General features: G+C 66.8%; 13 protein-coding genes and 1 pseudogene. 3 read left to right on the top strand and 11 right to left on the bottom strand.

What is annotated here, in order from left to right:
* Positions 1–47: 47 nt before the first annotated feature.
* From MF407_RS07115 to MF407_RS07095, 5 genes and pseudogenes are all read right to left on the bottom strand, one after another.
* Positions 48–1,835: an ABC transporter ATP-binding protein gene (locus MF407_RS07115; RefSeq protein WP_239701858.1), complete on the bottom strand. Its 1,788-nt coding sequence runs from the start codon at positions 1,833–1,835 to the stop codon at positions 48–50.
* A 439-nt stretch (positions 1,836–2,274) separates the two neighbouring features.
* Positions 2,275–3,690, bottom strand: a pseudogene (locus MF407_RS07110) (ABC transporter ATP-binding protein); the annotation flags it as partial.
* 387 nt (positions 3,691–4,077) lie between these two features.
* Complete coding sequence (gene prcA / locus MF407_RS07105) at positions 4,078–4,779, bottom strand: proteasome subunit alpha (RefSeq protein ID WP_239701857.1); 702 nt, start codon at positions 4,777–4,779, stop codon at positions 4,078–4,080.
* Entirely contained in the window at positions 4,776–5,597 is an 822-nt protein-coding gene (gene prcB / locus MF407_RS07100) for a proteasome subunit beta (RefSeq protein ID WP_239701856.1), read from the bottom strand. Before prcB ends, prcA begins: the two co-directional genes overlap by 4 nt.
* Entirely contained in the window at positions 5,594–5,782 is a 189-nt protein-coding gene (locus MF407_RS07095; RefSeq protein WP_129626828.1) for a ubiquitin-like protein Pup, read from the bottom strand. The genes prcB and MF407_RS07095 overlap by 4 nt, the downstream gene beginning before the upstream one ends.
* Positions 5,783–5,873: 91 nt before the next feature.
* Between MF407_RS07095 and MF407_RS07090 the strand changes: the two genes are divergently transcribed.
* Positions 5,874–7,094, top strand: a complete 1,221-nt coding sequence (locus tag MF407_RS07090) for a CapA family protein (RefSeq protein WP_239701855.1) — start codon at positions 5,874–5,876, stop codon at positions 7,092–7,094.
* Positions 7,095–7,103: 9 nt separating this feature from the next.
* Here the strand turns inward: MF407_RS07090 and dop are convergent, their stop codons facing one another.
* Positions 7,104–8,606, bottom strand: a complete 1,503-nt coding sequence (dop, locus tag MF407_RS07085) for a depupylase/deamidase Dop (RefSeq protein ID WP_275578208.1) — start codon at positions 8,604–8,606, stop codon at positions 7,104–7,106.
* A 69-nt stretch (positions 8,607–8,675) separates the two neighbouring features.
* Between dop and MF407_RS07080 the strand changes: the two genes are divergently transcribed.
* Positions 8,676–9,641: an alpha/beta hydrolase gene (locus MF407_RS07080; protein ID WP_129626834.1), complete on the top strand. Its 966-nt coding sequence runs from the start codon at positions 8,676–8,678 to the stop codon at positions 9,639–9,641.
* Positions 9,638–10,024 carry a DUF3054 domain-containing protein gene (locus tag MF407_RS07075; protein WP_129626836.1) on the top strand — a complete coding sequence of 129 codons (387 nt, stop codon included), beginning with the start codon at positions 9,638–9,640 and terminating at the stop codon, positions 10,022–10,024. Before MF407_RS07080 ends, MF407_RS07075 begins: the two co-directional genes overlap by 4 nt.
* Here MF407_RS07075 and MF407_RS07070 read toward each other — a convergent pair.
* The 5 genes from MF407_RS07070 to MF407_RS07050 form a co-directional block, all read right to left on the bottom strand.
* Positions 10,011–10,643 (bottom strand): B12-binding domain-containing protein, encoded by a 633-nt coding sequence (locus tag MF407_RS07070; RefSeq protein WP_129626839.1) that lies wholly within the window; start codon positions 10,641–10,643, stop codon positions 10,011–10,013. The genes MF407_RS07075 and MF407_RS07070 overlap by 14 nt on opposite strands.
* A gap of 146 nt (positions 10,644–10,789) precedes the next feature.
* Positions 10,790–11,335 (bottom strand): hypothetical protein, encoded by a 546-nt coding sequence (locus MF407_RS07065; RefSeq protein WP_239701854.1) that lies wholly within the window; start codon positions 11,333–11,335, stop codon positions 10,790–10,792.
* Positions 11,336–11,369: 34 nt separating this feature from the next.
* Complete coding sequence (gene arc / locus MF407_RS07060) at positions 11,370–13,055, bottom strand: proteasome ATPase (protein WP_239702867.1); 1,686 nt, start codon at positions 13,053–13,055, stop codon at positions 11,370–11,372.
* Between the two features lie 81 nt (positions 13,056–13,136).
* Positions 13,137–14,204: a tRNA (adenine-N1)-methyltransferase gene (locus tag MF407_RS07055; RefSeq protein WP_239701853.1), complete on the bottom strand. Its 1,068-nt coding sequence runs from the start codon at positions 14,202–14,204 to the stop codon at positions 13,137–13,139.
* Between the two features lie 50 nt (positions 14,205–14,254).
* Positions 14,255–15,385, bottom strand: a complete 1,131-nt coding sequence (locus MF407_RS07050) for a site-2 protease family protein (RefSeq protein WP_129626844.1) — start codon at positions 15,383–15,385, stop codon at positions 14,255–14,257.
* Positions 15,386–15,531 lie beyond the last annotated feature (146 nt).

The following is a 15,531-nucleotide window of genomic DNA, read 5'->3' as shown; positions in this document are numbered from 1 at the left end:
TACGGAACGGTCGCACCCCCGGCCGAAGCCGTCGTCGGGCGGCAGCGTCAGGCGAGCGAGTTGATCCAGGCCTGGTGCAGGGACGCGTACCGGCCGCCTTCACGGGTGATGAGGTCGCGTGGCGGACCGTCCTCCAGTACCTGCCCGTGTTCGAGAACGACTACCCGGTTGGCCACCTCGACCGTGGAGAGTCGGTGGGCGATGATCAGCGCGGTCCGGCCGGCCAGGATCGTCTGCAATGCCTGCTGCACCAGCCGTTCGCTGGGGATGTCGAGCGAAGAGGTGGCCTCGTCCAGGATCAGCACGTCGGGGTCGGCGAGGAACGCCCGCGCGAACGCGATGAGCTGCCGCTGGCCGGCCGACAGTCGTCCGCCGCGCTTGGCGACATCGGTGGCGAAGCCATCGGGCAAGGCGTCCACGAAGGTGTCGGCGCCGACGGCTGCGGCCGCTTCGCGCACCTGTTCGTCGGTCGCGTCCGGACGTCCGAAGCGGATGTTGTCGGCCACGGTGCCCTCGAACATGAAGTTCTCCTGGGTCACCATCACGACATGACGGCGCAGGTCGGTCTGCGACAGATCGCGCAGGTCGTGGCCGTCGAGCAGGACGCGTCCGGAATCGGGGTCGTGGAACCGGGCGATGAGCTTGGCGATCGTGGTCTTTCCCGCACCGGTCGTACCGACCAACGCGACGGTCTGTCCGGCCGGGACGCGCAGGTCGAGCCCGGGAAGCACCGGTCGTCCCTCGACGTAGGAGAAGTGGACGTCGTCGAACTCCACTTCGCCGCGGACGTCGGTGAGCTCGGTCGGCTGCTCCGGGTCTGCGATCGCCGGCTTCTCGTCGAGCACCACCGCGAGCTTCTCCAGCGCGGAGGTCGCGGACTGGAAGGTGTTGTAGAACTGCGTGATCTCCTGCATCGGCTCGAAGAACATCCGCAGGTAGAGCAGGAACGCGGTCAGCACGCCGATGGTGATCTCGCCGTGCATCGCCAGGTAGCCGCCGTACAGCAGCACCACGCCCGTCGTGAGGTTGCCGATCAGCTTCACGCCGGGCATGAAGATGGCGATCAGGCGCATGGTGCGGATGTTGATGTCGCGATAGCGGTCGGCGAGGTCACCGAAGATCTGCTGGTTGCGGGGTTCGCGACGGTAGGCCTGGACGGCCTTGATGCCGGTCATCGACTCCACGAACTGCACGATGACCAGCGCCGAGATCTCACGCACCAGTCGGTACGCCTTCGCCGACTCGCGGCGGAACCACAGTGACAGCGCGATCAGGAACGGGAAACTGATCAGGCACACCAGGCCCAGGCGCAGATCGAGGGTGACCAGCAGGATCGAGGTGCCGACCAGGGTGAGGACTGCGGTGATGAGGCCGTCGAAGCCGTTCTCCAGCATCTCCTGGATGGCTTCGACGTCACTGGTCGAGCGGCTGACCACCCGGCCGGAGGTGTACCGGTCGTGGAAGGACACGTCGAGCTTGCCGAAGTGCTTGAAGACGCGGCGGCGTAGTTCGAGCAGCACGTTCTGGCCGATGCGCCCGGACTGCAGGATGAACAACATCCGGAAGCAGCCCTGGAGAACCAGTGCGATCAGCAGGGCGATGACGACCTGGGTGAGCACGCTGGAGTCGCCGGAGCGCTGCAGCGGCGGCACTCCCTCGTCGACACCGATCTGCACCAGACGCGGCACGGCGAGGCGTGCTGCATTCTCGATGACGACGGCGACGCCGAGCACCGCGACGAGGCGGCGGTACGGACGAAGGAGGTCCCACAGCAGCGCCTTCGCCTGACCGCGTTCGGCGTTCTTCTCGACGTCGTCCTGCTGTTGTTCTGCCATCCGGCCACGCCAGGAGGCAGCTTCCTGTTCGATCGATTCGGGTGTGGTGCCGGCTGATTTCTGGTCGGTGTCGGTGCTCATCGGCGTCCCTCGCGATCGTCGTCCGATTCGACGTCACGGCTTCGGCCGACGAGGACCACCTCGTCGCGCGCCTCACGTCGGTCATCGGTCTGCCAGGGTTCGTCGTGCTCGAGATCGGGATCGAGTTCGTCGTCCGCCGCCAGTAGGTAGCGGTACGCGGGACGGTCGCCAACAACTCGGTATGAGATCCGACATGGGTGATCGTGCCGTGCTCGAGCAACGCCACCTTGTCGGCGAGCAGGACGGTCGAGGCACGGTGTGCGACAACGATTCCGGTCGCGTCGGCGAGCACGTGGCGCAAGGCTTCCTCGACCAAGGCCTCGGTGTGCACGTCGAGCGCGGACAGCGTGTCGTCGAGCACGAGGATGCGCGGATCGGCCAGCGCCGCACGGGCGAGCGAGAGCCGTTGCCGCTGCCCGCCGGACAGGCTCATCCCCTGCTCGCCGATGCGGGTGTCGAGGCCGAACGGCAGGTCTCGCACGAACTCCGCCTGAGCGACCTGGATCGCTGCGTCGATCTGTTGTGGCGTCGCGTCCGGGTTGCCGAGCGTGAGGTTCTCGCGGACCGACATCGAGAACAGCGTGGGATCCTCGAACGCCGTCGCAACGACCTTGCGCAACACCGGCAACGGAAGCTCGCGTACGTCGACGCCGTCGATCAACACGGCGCCTTCGGTGACGTCGCGCAGGCGCGGGATCAGTCCGGTGAACACCGACTTGCCCGAGCCGGTCGCGCCGACAAGGGCGACCGTCTCCCCCGGCTCGACCACCAGGTTCAGATGACGCAGCACCCATTCGTCACTGTCGGGGAACCGGAACCCTGCATCGCGCAGTTCGAGCCGGCCGCCGGTGATGCGGGTGTCGCTCGTGCCGCTCTCGACGGTGCGTGGCGTGTCGAAGATCTCGGCGACACGGTCTGCCGCGGTCACGGTCTCCTGCAGCATGGACAGCAGGAAGCCGAGGGCGGCGATCGGCCAGACCAGGTTGAGCATGAAGGTGATGAAGGCGACGAGTGTGCCGAGCGTGATGTCGCCGTTGCCGACGGCATGGGCGCCCATCGCGAGCACGATCACCAGCGTGGCGGTCGGGATGACTTCGAGCAGCGTCCAGAACCGCGACATGATCTTGACCTTGCGCAACTGGATCTCACGAAGTTCGGTCGCCTGGGTGTCGAATCGGTCGAACACGTACTGCTCGCGTCCGAACGACTTGACGACGCGAAGGCCGAGCGCTGCCTCCTCGACCTGTGTGGCGACGTTGCCGGTCTGGTCCTGAGCGGCACGGGAGGCCTTGCTGAACTGGCGCTCGTAGTGCAGGTTCGCGCCGACCACCGGCCCGATCGAGATCAGCACCACCAGACCGAGCGGCCAGTACATCCCGAGCAGGATCGCCGTGACGACCACGACCTGAATCACGTTGAGAATCAACAGGACCGACCCGAAGCCGATGAAGCGACGCATCATGCCGAGGTCGTTCATCACCCGGGAGAGCAATTGGCCCGACTGCCAGCTGCCGTGGAAGCTCATTGGCAGCACCTGCAGGCGCGCGTGCAGTTGCTGGCGGATGTCGTTCTCGACGCCGGTGCTCGCGGTCTGCACCAGCCACCGGCGAATCATCCACAGCGCCGCTTCGGCGACACCGAGAAGGAGAGCGCTGCCGCCGAGGATCCACAGACCGCGCTCGTCGTTGTGCGCGACCGGGCCGTCGATCACCGCCCGCGTCATCAGCGGGATCGCGATCGTGCTGCCGATGGAGGCCAGCGCGACGATGAACATGACGATCATCCGGGTGCGGTACGGGCGCAGGTACGGCAACAAGCGGACCAGCGCGTTGCCCCGCAGACCGGAGCGCCCGGGCGGGGAGATGCTGGGTTCGCTGAGGAGTTCGCCCGCGTCCGTCACCGATTCCGTCGAACGACCTGTGGTCCTGCGTGCTTCGACCGCCAAGAGCTGACGCGCCCCCTTCAAAATCATTAGGCGCCGAACTGTGCGCCGGTTCCGAAGTATGCCAGCCGGCATCGACAACCCACGGATCGTGACCAGGCTTCGGGCATCACGAAGCGACGGAAAGGATCTTCACCATCTCGTCGCGGCCCTTGTTCTTCGCGTGTTGCAGCGGCGTGACCCCGTCCTTGTCCGGACGAACGACACCGCCGCGCAGCTTCAGTCGGCCTGGGCGCTCAGCAGTGTCTGCAGCAGAGGTACGGGCAGGCGCCGAAAGGTGCGACGCTCGCGGCTGCGGTCGAGCACCGCCACCTCGAGCTGGTCGGCGGTGAGTTCTCGCGGATTACCTTCGGCATCGACACCGAGCAACCGCACCGCCAACTGCAGTGCGCCGCCGAGGTCGAGGGCGGGACGCCATTCCTGCTCCAGTCCGGCGGAGATCCGATCTGCGCCGCCGCCCATGGCGACGTACCCGTGCTCGTCCGCGACGGACCCGTCGTACATCAGGCGGTAGATCTGGTCGTCGTCCGCCGTCGCGCCGATCTGCGCGACCACGATCTCCACCTCGTACGGCTTCGACTCCTGGGTGAACACCGTGCCGAGCGTCTGCGCGTACGCGTTGGCCAGGCCTCGGGCGGTGACGTCGGAACGGTCGTAGGAGTACCCGCGCAGATCGGCGTACCGGACCCCGGCCACCCGTAGGTTCTCGAACTCGTTGTACTTGCCGACCGCCGCGAAGGCGATCCGGTCGTAGATCTCGGAGATCTTGTGCAGTGCTCGGCTGGGGTTTTCGGCGACGAACGCGATGCCGCCTTCATAAGCGAGCACGACCACCGCGCGCCCACGAGCAATTCCCTTGCGCGCGTAGTCGGCCCGATCCTTCATCAGTTGTTCGGGCGAGACGTAGAACGGCATGCTCATCGCTGTGCGTCCCCTTCCCTGCGGGCACGGACGACGGTCTCCACGACCGCCTCGATCTCGACATCGGTGACGAACCGCGAGCCTTCGGCGTCGAGGATCGCGATGTTGGGCCAGATGCGCCGGCCGGGGTCGGGACCACCGGTTGCGGAGTCGTCGTCGGCGGCGTCGTACAGCGCCTCGACGATCACCCGCACGGCGTCATCCTGACTCATCCCCGAGCGCCAGAGCTTCTTCAGAGCGCCGCGGGCGAACAACGACCCCGAGCCGACCGAGTGGTACTGGTGCTCCTCGTAGCAACCGCCGGTGACGTCGTAACTGAACATGCGGCCCTTGCCGGTGTCGAGATCGAACCCGGCGAACAGCGGTACGACCGCCAGCCCCTGGATCGCCATGCCGAGGTTGCCGCGAATCATCGAGGCGAGCCGATTCGCCTTGCCCTGCAACGAAAGTCGGTCTCCCTCGATCTTCTCGTAGTGTTCGAGTTCGACCTGGAACAGGCGCACCATCTCGATCGCGACACCGGCGGTGCCGGCGATGCCCACCGACGAGTAGTCGTCGGTGAGGAAGACCTTCTTCATGGTGTGGCTGGCGATGAGGTTGCCCATCGTGGCGCGCCGGTCACCGGCGACCAGCACGCCACCGTTGTAGGTGAGCGAGACGATCGTCGTGCCGTGCGGAGCGTCCACCTGCACACTCGAGGGCGCATGGGTCGAGTCGGGCATCAGCGTCGGGGCGTAGGCCTGCAGGAACTCGGTGAACGACGAGGATCCCGGGGCGAAGTACGCGGCCGGCAGTCGTCCGCTCGGGTCCGCGGTCACTGGCCGCCCTTCTGGACGAACCCGCGCACGAACTCTTCGGAGTTCGCCTCGAGCACGCCGTCGATCTCGTCGAGGACACTGTCGATGTCGCCGGTCTGAACCTGCGGTGCAGCGGGTGCGGGTGGCGGCGTCTCCTGCGCCGGGTCGCCGTCGCGGCGCTGGGGGTTGATGCGTTCCTGTGCCATGACACCGTCTTTCCTCGCGCGTACTGAACTACGTCCACCCTAACCGCGTGGCGGCGAGGCGGCCCGGTAGTCCGCGGTTACTGTGTCGCACATGCGTACAAGGGGTATGAAGAGGGCGCGTGTGACGGTCGCCGCGGCATTCGCCGCGTCCGTGATTCTGGGCGGTTGCGCCCTGGGTGGTTCCGATTCCGGAACCTCAGGAGACGGTGGGAGCCGAAGTGATGGATCCAGCGCACGTTCCGGTAGTTCAGGAAGCCCCGGGAGTGATGGCGAGACCGCGCAGACAGGGGCCGACCGCCTCACGATCGCCTTCAGCGGCGACGACATCCCCCAGGAAGATCCCATCAAGGCCGCCAAGGCGCAGAGCAAGGACGGCGGTTACGACTTCAAGGCTCTGATGGCCGATGCCAAGCCGTTCACCGAGTCCGCCGACCTCGCCATCTGCAACATGGAGGCCGCGCTGTCCCCTGACAACACCAACCTCACGAAGGGGTTGCGGCACAACGGTCCTCGCGAGTTCGCCGAAGCGATGGCGTGGATGGGCTACGACGGCTGCAGCACCGCGAACAACCACACCTTCGATGCCGGCGTGAAGGGTCTCGCCGATACACGAACGGTGATGGCGGACCACGGTCTGAAGGCCGCCGGACCCGGACCGGACGCGAACACACCGGGTCAACCGGCCATGTACGACGTCAAGGGCGTCAAGGTCGCCCACCTCGCCTACAGCTACACCCTCGACAACTTCGCCGGCGGCAGCGACCTGTGGGTTCCGGACGAGGCGATCTGGATGAAGGAGGCGATGTGGAAACGCAAGAAGGCGAGCGGGATCATCGCCGACGCCGTCGCCGCACGGAAGTCCGGTGCTCAGATCGTGCTCGTCTCGATGCACTGGGGCAACGCGAACGATCACGCCCCCACACCGGCCATGGTCGAGACCGCGAACGAGCTCATGCAGTCGGGTTCGGTGGACACGATCATCGGAAACCACGCCCACGTCGTCCAGAAGTGCGAGCGGGTCAACGGGAAGATGGTCTATTTCGGCCTCGGCAACCAGATCTCCGACCAGGGCGTGAACTGGGGCTTCCCGGACGCCACCCAGGACGGCGTCATGGTCAAGGTCAGTTTCGAGCGCGGTGACGACGGCAAGTGGACACAGCCCAAGGCCGTCTTCCAACCCACCCGGGTCGCCCGTACGGCCGGCTACTTCGTTCGCCTGGTCACCGCGGACTCCAACAAGGTGTCCTACGAGCGCACCAGCAGTCTGATCAAGGGGCCGGGCAACTCGTGCAATCTGTCGCCCGCGAGTTGAAGCGCTCCGTCAGTCGGTGAGCAGCGTCCGCAGCAGTTCGTCCGCGCTGCCGGCCCGGTCGAACAGTGCGCCGACATGTTGCTGGGTGCCGCGCAGGGGTTCGAGCATCGGCACCCGCTGCATCGTGCATCGCTCAGGGACGTCGAAGATGACCGAGTCCCACGAGGCTGCGGCGATGTTCTCGCCGAACTGACGGACGGCGCGTCCGCGGAAGTAGGCACGGGTGTCGGTCGGCGGGTTGTTCACCGCCGCCTCGACGTCCGCCGCCGAGATGAGTTCGTCGAACCGGCCGCTCGCGGCGAGCTTGTGGAAGATCCCCTTGTCGGCCCGTACGTCACTCCACTGAATGTCGATCGCCCGCATCTTCGGGTCACTCCATTCCAGCCCGCGGTTCCGATACCCCTGCAGCAGCTGAAGTTTCGCAACCCAATCAACCTCGCGGGCCGCCGACATCGGGTCGTCGGCGAGCTTGTCGAGCACCTGCTGCCACCGGTCGAGCACCTCCACGGTCTCGCTGTCGAGGTCGTCGCTGCCCAACCAGTCACGCACCATCTGCAGGTAGGCGTACTGGATCTCCAGTGCGGTGAGTTCGCGGCCGTCCTCCAACCGCACCGAGGTGCGCAGCGTCGGGTCGTGCGAGATCGCCTGCAGCGCGGCGACCGGCTCCTGCAGGGCGAGATTTTGCGTCACCGCCCCGGCTTCGATCACCCCGAGCACCAGGCTGGTCGTGCCGAGCTTGAGAAAGTTCGCGACATCGCAGTGGTTGGCGTCGCCGATGATGACGTGCAACCGGCGGTACTTCTCGGTGACCGCGTGCGGCTCGTCACGGGTGTTGATGATCGGACGCTTCAGCGTCGTCTCCAGGCCGACCTCGGTCTCGAAGAAGTCGGCCCGCTGCGACAACTGGAATCCGGCACGCTGTGATTCGGTGCCGATTCCGACCTTGCCCGAACCGCAGACGACCTGACGTGAGACGAAGAACGGGATGAGGCCACTGACGATGTCGGCGAAGGGCGTCAGGCGCCGCATCAGGTAGTTCTCGTGCGTTCCGTAGGACGCGCCCTTGCCGTCGGTGTTGTTCTTGTAGAGGTTGAGCGGCGGCATGCCAGGCTGGTTCAGCAGCCTGGCCGCCTCGCGCATCACGAGTTCACCGGCGCGGTCCCAGATGACCGCGTCCCGTGGCCCGGTGACCTCCGGCGAGCTGTATTCCGGGTGGGCGTGGTCGACGTACAAGCGTCCACCGTTGGTCAGCACGACGTTCGCCATCGTCGGATCTTCCTCGTCGGTGAGCTGACTCGGATCGGCGAACTCGCGGTCCATCGCGAACCCGCGGGCGTCCTGCAACGGCGCCTCGTCGGCGTAGTCCCAGCCCGTCTGTCCCGAGCGAAGTCCCACCGATCGGGCGTACGCGGTGACGACCCGCCCGGACATCAGCATCGGATTCGCGGACGGGTCCCCCGGCTGCGAAATGCCGTACTCGGTCTCGATACCCATCACCCGGCGCACGCTCATGGGCCCAGCCTATGAGCCGAGGCTGTGTCGCACCCCGTGGTGTCCGTGCCCGGCAGCGATACTGCTGCCATGTCCCGAACGACCTGGTCCGACACCGCCGGCATGCCGTTGCGTACCCGTGCCCTGTGCTTCGGCTTGGCGCGCCTGCAGCGCACCACCTTGTCGGAGATGAGCCTGGAACAGATCGCAGCGTCCCGAGCCCTCTCCCCCGCGCCGAAGTTCCCTGCCTCGCTCATCATCGGCTCGGTGACCAAGGGCGTGTCGATCGACGAATTCAGCATGGCCGGACGCGACGGGCACGACATCACCGTGCGCCGCTACCGCACCCGCCGCCACACCGACCGCGTGCTGCTGTACATCCACGGCGGTGGGTGGGTACGCGGGCGTCCGCGGGACTACGACTCGATGCTGTCAATGCTCGCCGACCGGGCCGACTGCACCGTGCTCGCACCGGACTACCGCAAGGCTCCGGAGCACAAAGCGCCTGCGGGACTGCACGATTCGCTGGACGTCTTCGACTGGTTGTCGCACGGTCCGGCCGAGTGCGGCACGGATGAGCCGCGCGTCGTCGTCGGCGGTGACAGCGCCGGCGGTAACCTCTCGGCGCTCGTCGCGATCCACGCCCGCGACCACAACCGCGAACTGCTGGGACAAGTGCTGATCTACCCGGCGACCGACCTGTCGATCGTGCACGAGATGCGCCGAGCGCCCGCACTGACCGGAGGCGACATGGACCGCTACAAGGAGCTGTACCTCGAGGGCACCGGTCTGCGGGACACCGACCCCACCTTGTCGCCGGCGCGTGCCGACCTGCGCGGTCTGGCGTCTGCTCTGGTGCAGACGGCGGACCGTGACCCGCTGGCCCAGGAAGGGATCGATTTCGCCCGGATGCTCGAACGCGCCGGGGTCCGGGTGCGCCTCACCCGGTACTACGGCGTCCCGCATGGCTTCCTCAACATGCCCGGCGCGACCAGCTGCGGCCACCAGGCACGGATGGAGATTGCCGACCAGCTGAACGACTGGTGGGTGCGATGAGCGCCGAGGTGGCCCGCCACAGGACGGCGCGCTGGTACCTGCTCGCACTCGACGTCTTCGTCGTGACGGTCTTCGCGGCCATCGGACGCCGGACTCACGGTGAGGCAAATCCTCTTGTGGGAGTGCTGGATACGGCGTGGCCGTTCCTGCTCGGCATGGTCGCCGGCTGGGTGGTCGCGTACTACAACTGGGACCGCCGCGTGCCGGTGCATGTCCCGGCCGGGGTTGCGATCTGGGTCTGCGCGATCGCGATCGGCATGCTGGTGCGGCGGATCATGGGCGACGGTACGGCGCTTGCTTTCGTCGTCGTCGCGACCCTGTTCGTCGGCGCCGGATTGATCGGCTGGCGCCTCATCCGGACGCTGGTGCTCAGGCGGGGCTGACGCTCCGGTCTTGACGCGTCTTCAACGCTCCGGCAACGACGTCCGCAGCGGCGGGCCAGTCGAGCGGCAACGGGGTCACTCCGCGCACGGCCGGTCCGTTCACCGCTCCGCCGCCGATGAAGACCTTGGTGACGGTGCTCAGTTCGCGCAGGCGGTCGCTGTGCAGCAGCAACGGGCCGGGGCGAGTGCCGGTGAGGATGCAGGCGTCCGCGCAGACCGCTCGCACGGCGGCCAGGATCGCGGTCCACGGCGTGTCCGCACCCAGGACGACGGGCTGCCAACCGCGGTCGCGCAGCATGAGCCCGAACAGGTGCGCCGGAAGGTCATGCAGTTCCCCGGGCGGACAGGCGAGCACGATCTTGCCGTGGACGGGGCCACTGCCCTTGCGCCGGAACTCCCCGATGACATTGCGGATGATCTGTGATCCGTGGTGCTCGTGGGCGACGCTGAGCGTGCCGTTCTCCCACATCTCCCCAATGATCCCCAGGACAGGCACGAGCAATTCCGCGACCACCGCGTCATTGCCGCGCGCACTCTGGAAATCGACGATGTGCCCGCGCATCCGGGCGGCGTCCAGGCCCATGACCGCGTCGAAGACGTCTCGCTGCGGGTCGGTCATCCGATCCACCCGTGAGTTCGTCTGTTCGATCAAGGAGGGCACCACTCTCGCGTCGGTGTACCAGCCGAGGCAGGCACGTGAGTTCTTTGCCGAACTATCTTTTCACAGAGACGTCCCGGAGGCCGACTGATTACGAACTTCGCGCCTCAGTGGCCAAACAGAGCAGACAGACCCGAACGTGCGCCGTCGGCGTCGAATCGCGCCTCGACCCGGCGCAGTACGGCGGGCGTCGGCAGCACGTGCATGAACATCAGCACCAGGCTGATCAGGGCGGCAGGGATGTAGCTGAGGATGTTGCCCTGCAACGCGATGGTCAGCGCAAGCGCGAGGATCGCCGGCCCCTCCGCCAAAGCGAATCGCAGCATCATCCCGGGGCGGTACGCGTTGAGCACGGTGTTCGCATCCGGGCGGGCGCCGACCGGGAACGGCTTCTCCGGATAACCGGCGATCTGTATCGCGACTGCGGTCAGCACCGCGACCACCACACCGAGCAGCGTCGCAACCAACTGGAAGTCGTTCTGCCCCGTCACGACGGCGACGACGATCCCGAAGGCGACGATCGCGGCACAGAGCGAGAACGCCATGATCCGCAGCGCCTGAGCCCCCGGGTGCACAACTCCGTTGCCATTGGCGGACAACGGTTTTCCGTCGATGAAGGCTTGTTGCTGTGGGTGCTGGTCGCCGTGATTCACGCGATCTCCTGTACTTGTTCGACTGCCGGCGTCCTCAGAGGTACTGGCCGGTGGTGGCGACCGAATCGATCGCCTTGGCGGATCCGCCGCCGGTCTTGCCGTCGATCAGAGTGCGGATGTAGGTGATCCGTTCCCCCTTCTTGCCCGAGATGCGCGCCCAGTCGTCCGGGTTGGTGGTGTTGGGCAGGTCTTCGTTCTCCTTGAACTCCACGACGCAGCTCTGCAACAGGTGCTCGACCCGGATGCCCTTGACGCCGGTCGTGAGCTGATCCTTGATCGCCATCTTCTTGGCCCGGTCGACGATGTTCTGCACCATCGCGCCGGAGTTGAAGTCCTTGAAGTACAGGACCTCCTTGTCGCCGCTGGCGTAGGTGACCTCAAGGAAGCGGTTCTCATCGACCTCGGCGTACATCCGCTCAACGGTCGCCTGGATCATCGCGTCGACCGCGGCCTGCTTGTCACCACCGTGCTCGGCCACGTCGTCGGGGTGCAGCGGCAGCGTCGCGGTGAGGTACTTGCTGAAGATCTCGTGGGCGCTCTGGGCGTCCGGCCGTTCGATCTTGATCTTCACGTCCAGACGTCCGGGACGCAGGATGGCCGGGTCGATCATGTCCTCACGGTTGGAGGCACCGATGACGATGACGTTCTCGAGTTTCTCCACGCCGTCGATCTCCGCGAGCAGCTGCGGCACGACGGTTGTCTCGACGTCGGAGCTCACGCCCGAACCGCGGGTACGGAACAACGACTCCATCTCGTCGAAGAACACCACCACGGGCGTGCCGTCCGAGGACGCCTCACGGGCGCGCTGGAAGATCAGCCGGATGTGCCGCTCGGTCTCACCGACGTACTTGTTGAGCAGTTCCGGACCCTTGATGTTCAGGAAATAGCTCTTGGTCCGGTCCTGACCGGTCTTCTCGGCCACCTTGCGCGCCAACGATGCCGCGACCGCCTTGGCGATCATCGTCTTTCCACAGCCGGGAGGGCCGTACAGCAGCACGCCCTTGGGCGGACGGAGCGCGTGCTCACGGAACAGGTCGGCGTGCAGATAAGGCAACTCGACCGCGTCCCGGATCTGCTCGATCTGGCCGGTGAGCCCACCGATGTCCTCGTACTGGATGTCGGGCACTTCCTCCAACACCAAATCGGCCACCTCGGCCTTGGGGATACGTTCGAAGACGAAGTTCGTGCGTGCGTCCAGCAGCAGCGAGTCGCCCACCCGGATGCGTTCGTCCTTGAGCGCAGCCGCCACCCGGCAGACCCGCTCCTCATCGCCGTGCAGCACGACGAGCACCCGGTCCTCGCCGAGGAACTCCTTGCACTGCACGAGTTCGCCGACGTTCTCATAGCCCAGCGTCTTGACCACGTTGAGGGCTTCGTTGAGTACGACCTCGCGTCCCGGGACCAGGTCGGTCTGCTCGATCGTCGGGCTGACCGAGACGCGCATCTTGCGCCCGGACGTCAGGATGTCGACGGTGTCGTCGGATCGTTCGAGCACCACGCCGAAGGAGGCCGGCGGTTGGGCGAGGCGGTCGATCTCACCCTTGAGCGACACGATCTGTTCGCGCGCGTCCTTCAGGGTGCGCACCAGCCGCTCGTTCTGTGTCGACAAAGTCGCCTGTGCCGACTGCAGCTGGCGGATCGTCTGTTCGAGATCGAGCCGCTGGGTCGGGTTGGTGACGCGCGTCCGCAGGGCCTCGACCTCGGCGCGCAGACTCTGCATCTCGTCGTACTGCGGGTTCTGACCGGTGGGGCGTTGGTCGGACACGTCACTCTCCTTCGACAGACGGCTCCGGCTTCGACCCTAACCGCCGGGACGCTCCTGGTCCGATTGCTGCTCACTGAATGAACGCGCCAGCTTGCGGACCTTCTTGTCCGAGACCGGCCGCTCCCCCACGTCTTCCGGGCTCCACTCGCCCGACGGCATGACGGCCTGGACGTCGGCTTCGTCGTAACCGTCCGCGGCACCCTTGCTCGGGCGACGCTTGCGCACCGGCGGGGTGACCCCCGGAGCGAGGCGGCGGGTGGAGATGAGGAAGCCGGTGTGGCCGTGCATCCGGTGCTCCGGACGCACCGCGAGACCTTCGAGGTGCCAGCCGCGAACGAGCGACTCCCACGCTTGCGGCTCGGTGAAACCGCCGTGGTCGCGCATCGCCTCGGCCGTGCGGGACAACTGCGTCGCGGTCGCGACGTAGCAGATGAGCAGTCCACCCGGCGCCAAGGCATCGCCGACCACGCCGAGGCAGTCCCACGGCGCGAGCATGTCGAGCACCACGCGGTCGACGGTGCCGTTCTCGACGGTCTGCGGGAGTGCGTCGACCAGATCGCCGACGGTGATCGACCACCCGGGATGCGGGGCACCGAAGAAGGAGTTGACGTTGCCCTTCGCGATCTGCGCGAAGTCATCGCGCCGCTCGAAGGAGTACAGACGTCCCTGGTCGCCGACCGCGCGCAGCAACGACATCGACAGCGCACCCGAGCCGACGCCGGCCTCGACGACCGTCGCGCCCGGGAAGATGTCACCCATGGTGACGATCTGACCGGCGTCCTTGGGGTAGACGACGGCGGCCCCGCGAGGCATCGACAGCACGAAGTCAGGCAGCAGCGGCCGCAACGCGAGGTACTCGACGCCGGCGGTGTTGGTGATTGTGGTGCCGTCCGGGCGGCCGATCAGATCGTCGTGCGCGAGGTACCCACGGTGGGTGTGGAACTGCTTGCCCGTGCCGAGCGTGATCGTGTGCATCCGACCTTTCGGATCGGTGAGTTGGACGCGTTCGCCCTCGGTGAAGGGCCCGCGGCGCAGGTCGGCACCGAGCGGGCCGTCCGTGGTCGCCGGGACGCTGTCGGTGCTGCTTTCAGGGGCGTCGGTCATGAGGCGCAAGTCTAGGTCGCACCGGCTGGTGCTCCGAACCGGCGAACGGGTCAGCGGACGGCGGAGCGCACCGCAGCGATGAGTTCGTCGCGCTCGATCCAGCCCACCGGGCGTCCGTCCGGTGCCAGCACGACGGTGCGCTCGGCGACTTCGCCGTGCCTCGCGGCGTTGTCGACCAGCTTGGAAAGGTCGTGTTCGGCGTCCTCGTCGTGTTCCAGGCGTACCACCCAGGGTCCGGACGGTTTGAGCATCAGCGCGGAAGCCGGGGTGGCCGCTCGTTGGTCGAGCGGCACCATCATCGCGCTCCCGGCCGGAACGAAGCCCTCGGGCTCACCGTTCGGCGCCATCAGGACGGTGTCGTACGGCGGCAGGTGCTCGACCGCGATGTCGTACGGGGCCGCCGACAACGGACGCAGGATGTCGCGCAGCGCGACCGACCCGAGCTGGCTGCTGACGTTGCCCCGGTTGATCGCCGCGGACGCCCCGAACCACATGAAGGACGCGATGAGCGCGATCCAGATCGTGCCGATGAGGGACAACGGACGGCCCTGCACCATGGGCCAGACGATGAGGACCGCGATGACGGCCAGCGTCACCAGACGTCCGCACCAGCCGGCGACGACCGTCCCCTTGTTTCGGTTGCCGGTGGCGGCCCACACACCCGCTTCGACCAGGTGGCCGCCGTCGAGGGGGAAGCCGGGCAGGAGATTGAACGCCGCCACCAGGCCGTTCGCCCAGGTGAACGCAACGACCAGCAGGCGGGCGACATCCGGCAGATCGAGTTGCAGTACACCGAATCCGATGAGTGCGAGCAGCGCATTGGACAGCGGGCCTACTGCCGCGACAATCGCGCTGCTGCCGGCGGTGCGGCCTTCCTTGGTGAAGGAGGTATGGCCACCCCAGAGGTCGGCGACGATCTGGTGCACCTCGAACCCGCGCCATTGTCCGGCCAGCGCGTGCGCAGCCTCGTGGACAAGGACGGAGATGAGCAGACCGACGACGTACGCGAAGGCGACGACGTAGGCAGTGGTCCCGAGTTCGGGCAGTGCCCGCTGCACCTGTGGACCGAAGGTGAACACGATGACGACCGCGATGAGCACCCAACTGCGTCCGATGAACACCGGCACTCCGCGCAGCGATCCGATCTTGAGACCGGGGGCCGGCTGCGGGGTCTGCGTCATGGACGAAGGTTAACCGTCGGCTCTGTGCGCCTCCGAATCCAGTTGCGCGACGGTCGAGCCTGACCGATGTCGCTGGGTTGAGCCTGACCGACATCGCTGGTTGAGCCCGACGCCCGAGGAACGAGGGCATCGGTGCCGAAACCACC

The organism is Yimella sp. NH-Cas1, from assembly GCF_022359705.1.
GTDB lineage: Bacteria > Actinomycetota > Actinomycetes > Actinomycetales > Dermatophilaceae > Yimella > Yimella lutea.
Note: the sequence above shows the minus strand (reverse complement) of the source record. Positions and strands in the feature narration are given on the sequence as shown.

Bases quoted from the DNA above. Each gene is read 5' to 3' on its own strand.
- MF407_RS07115 (WP_239701858.1), bottom strand. From the start codon at position 1,835: ATGGCAGAACAACAGCAGGACGACGTCGAGAAGAACGCCGAACGCGGT.
- prcA (WP_239701857.1), bottom strand. From the start codon at position 4,779: ATGAGCATGCCGTTCTACGTCTCGCCCGAACAACTGATGAAGGATCGG.
- MF407_RS07095 (WP_129626828.1), bottom strand. From the start codon at position 5,782: ATGGCACAGGAACGCATCAACCCCCAGCGCCGCGACGGCGACCCGGCG.
- MF407_RS07090 (WP_239701855.1), top strand. From the start codon at position 5,874: ATGCGTACAAGGGGTATGAAGAGGGCGCGTGTGACGGTCGCCGCGGCA.
- dop (WP_275578208.1), bottom strand. From the start codon at position 8,606: ATGAGCGTGCGCCGGGTGATGGGTATCGAGACCGAGTACGGCATTTCG.
- MF407_RS07080 (WP_129626834.1), top strand. From the start codon at position 8,676: ATGTCCCGAACGACCTGGTCCGACACCGCCGGCATGCCGTTGCGTACC.
- MF407_RS07075 (WP_129626836.1), top strand. From the start codon at position 9,638: ATGAGCGCCGAGGTGGCCCGCCACAGGACGGCGCGCTGGTACCTGCTC.
- MF407_RS07070 (WP_129626839.1), bottom strand. From the start codon at position 10,643: ATGACCGACCCGCAGCGAGACGTCTTCGACGCGGTCATGGGCCTGGAC.
- arc (WP_239702867.1), bottom strand. From the start codon at position 13,055: ATGCAGAGTCTGCGCGCCGAGGTCGAGGCCCTGCGGACGCGCGTCACC.
- MF407_RS07055 (WP_239701853.1), bottom strand. From the start codon at position 14,204: ATGACCGACGCCCCTGAAAGCAGCACCGACAGCGTCCCGGCGACCACG.
- MF407_RS07050 (WP_129626844.1), bottom strand. From the start codon at position 15,385: ATGACGCAGACCCCGCAGCCGGCCCCCGGTCTCAAGATCGGATCGCTG.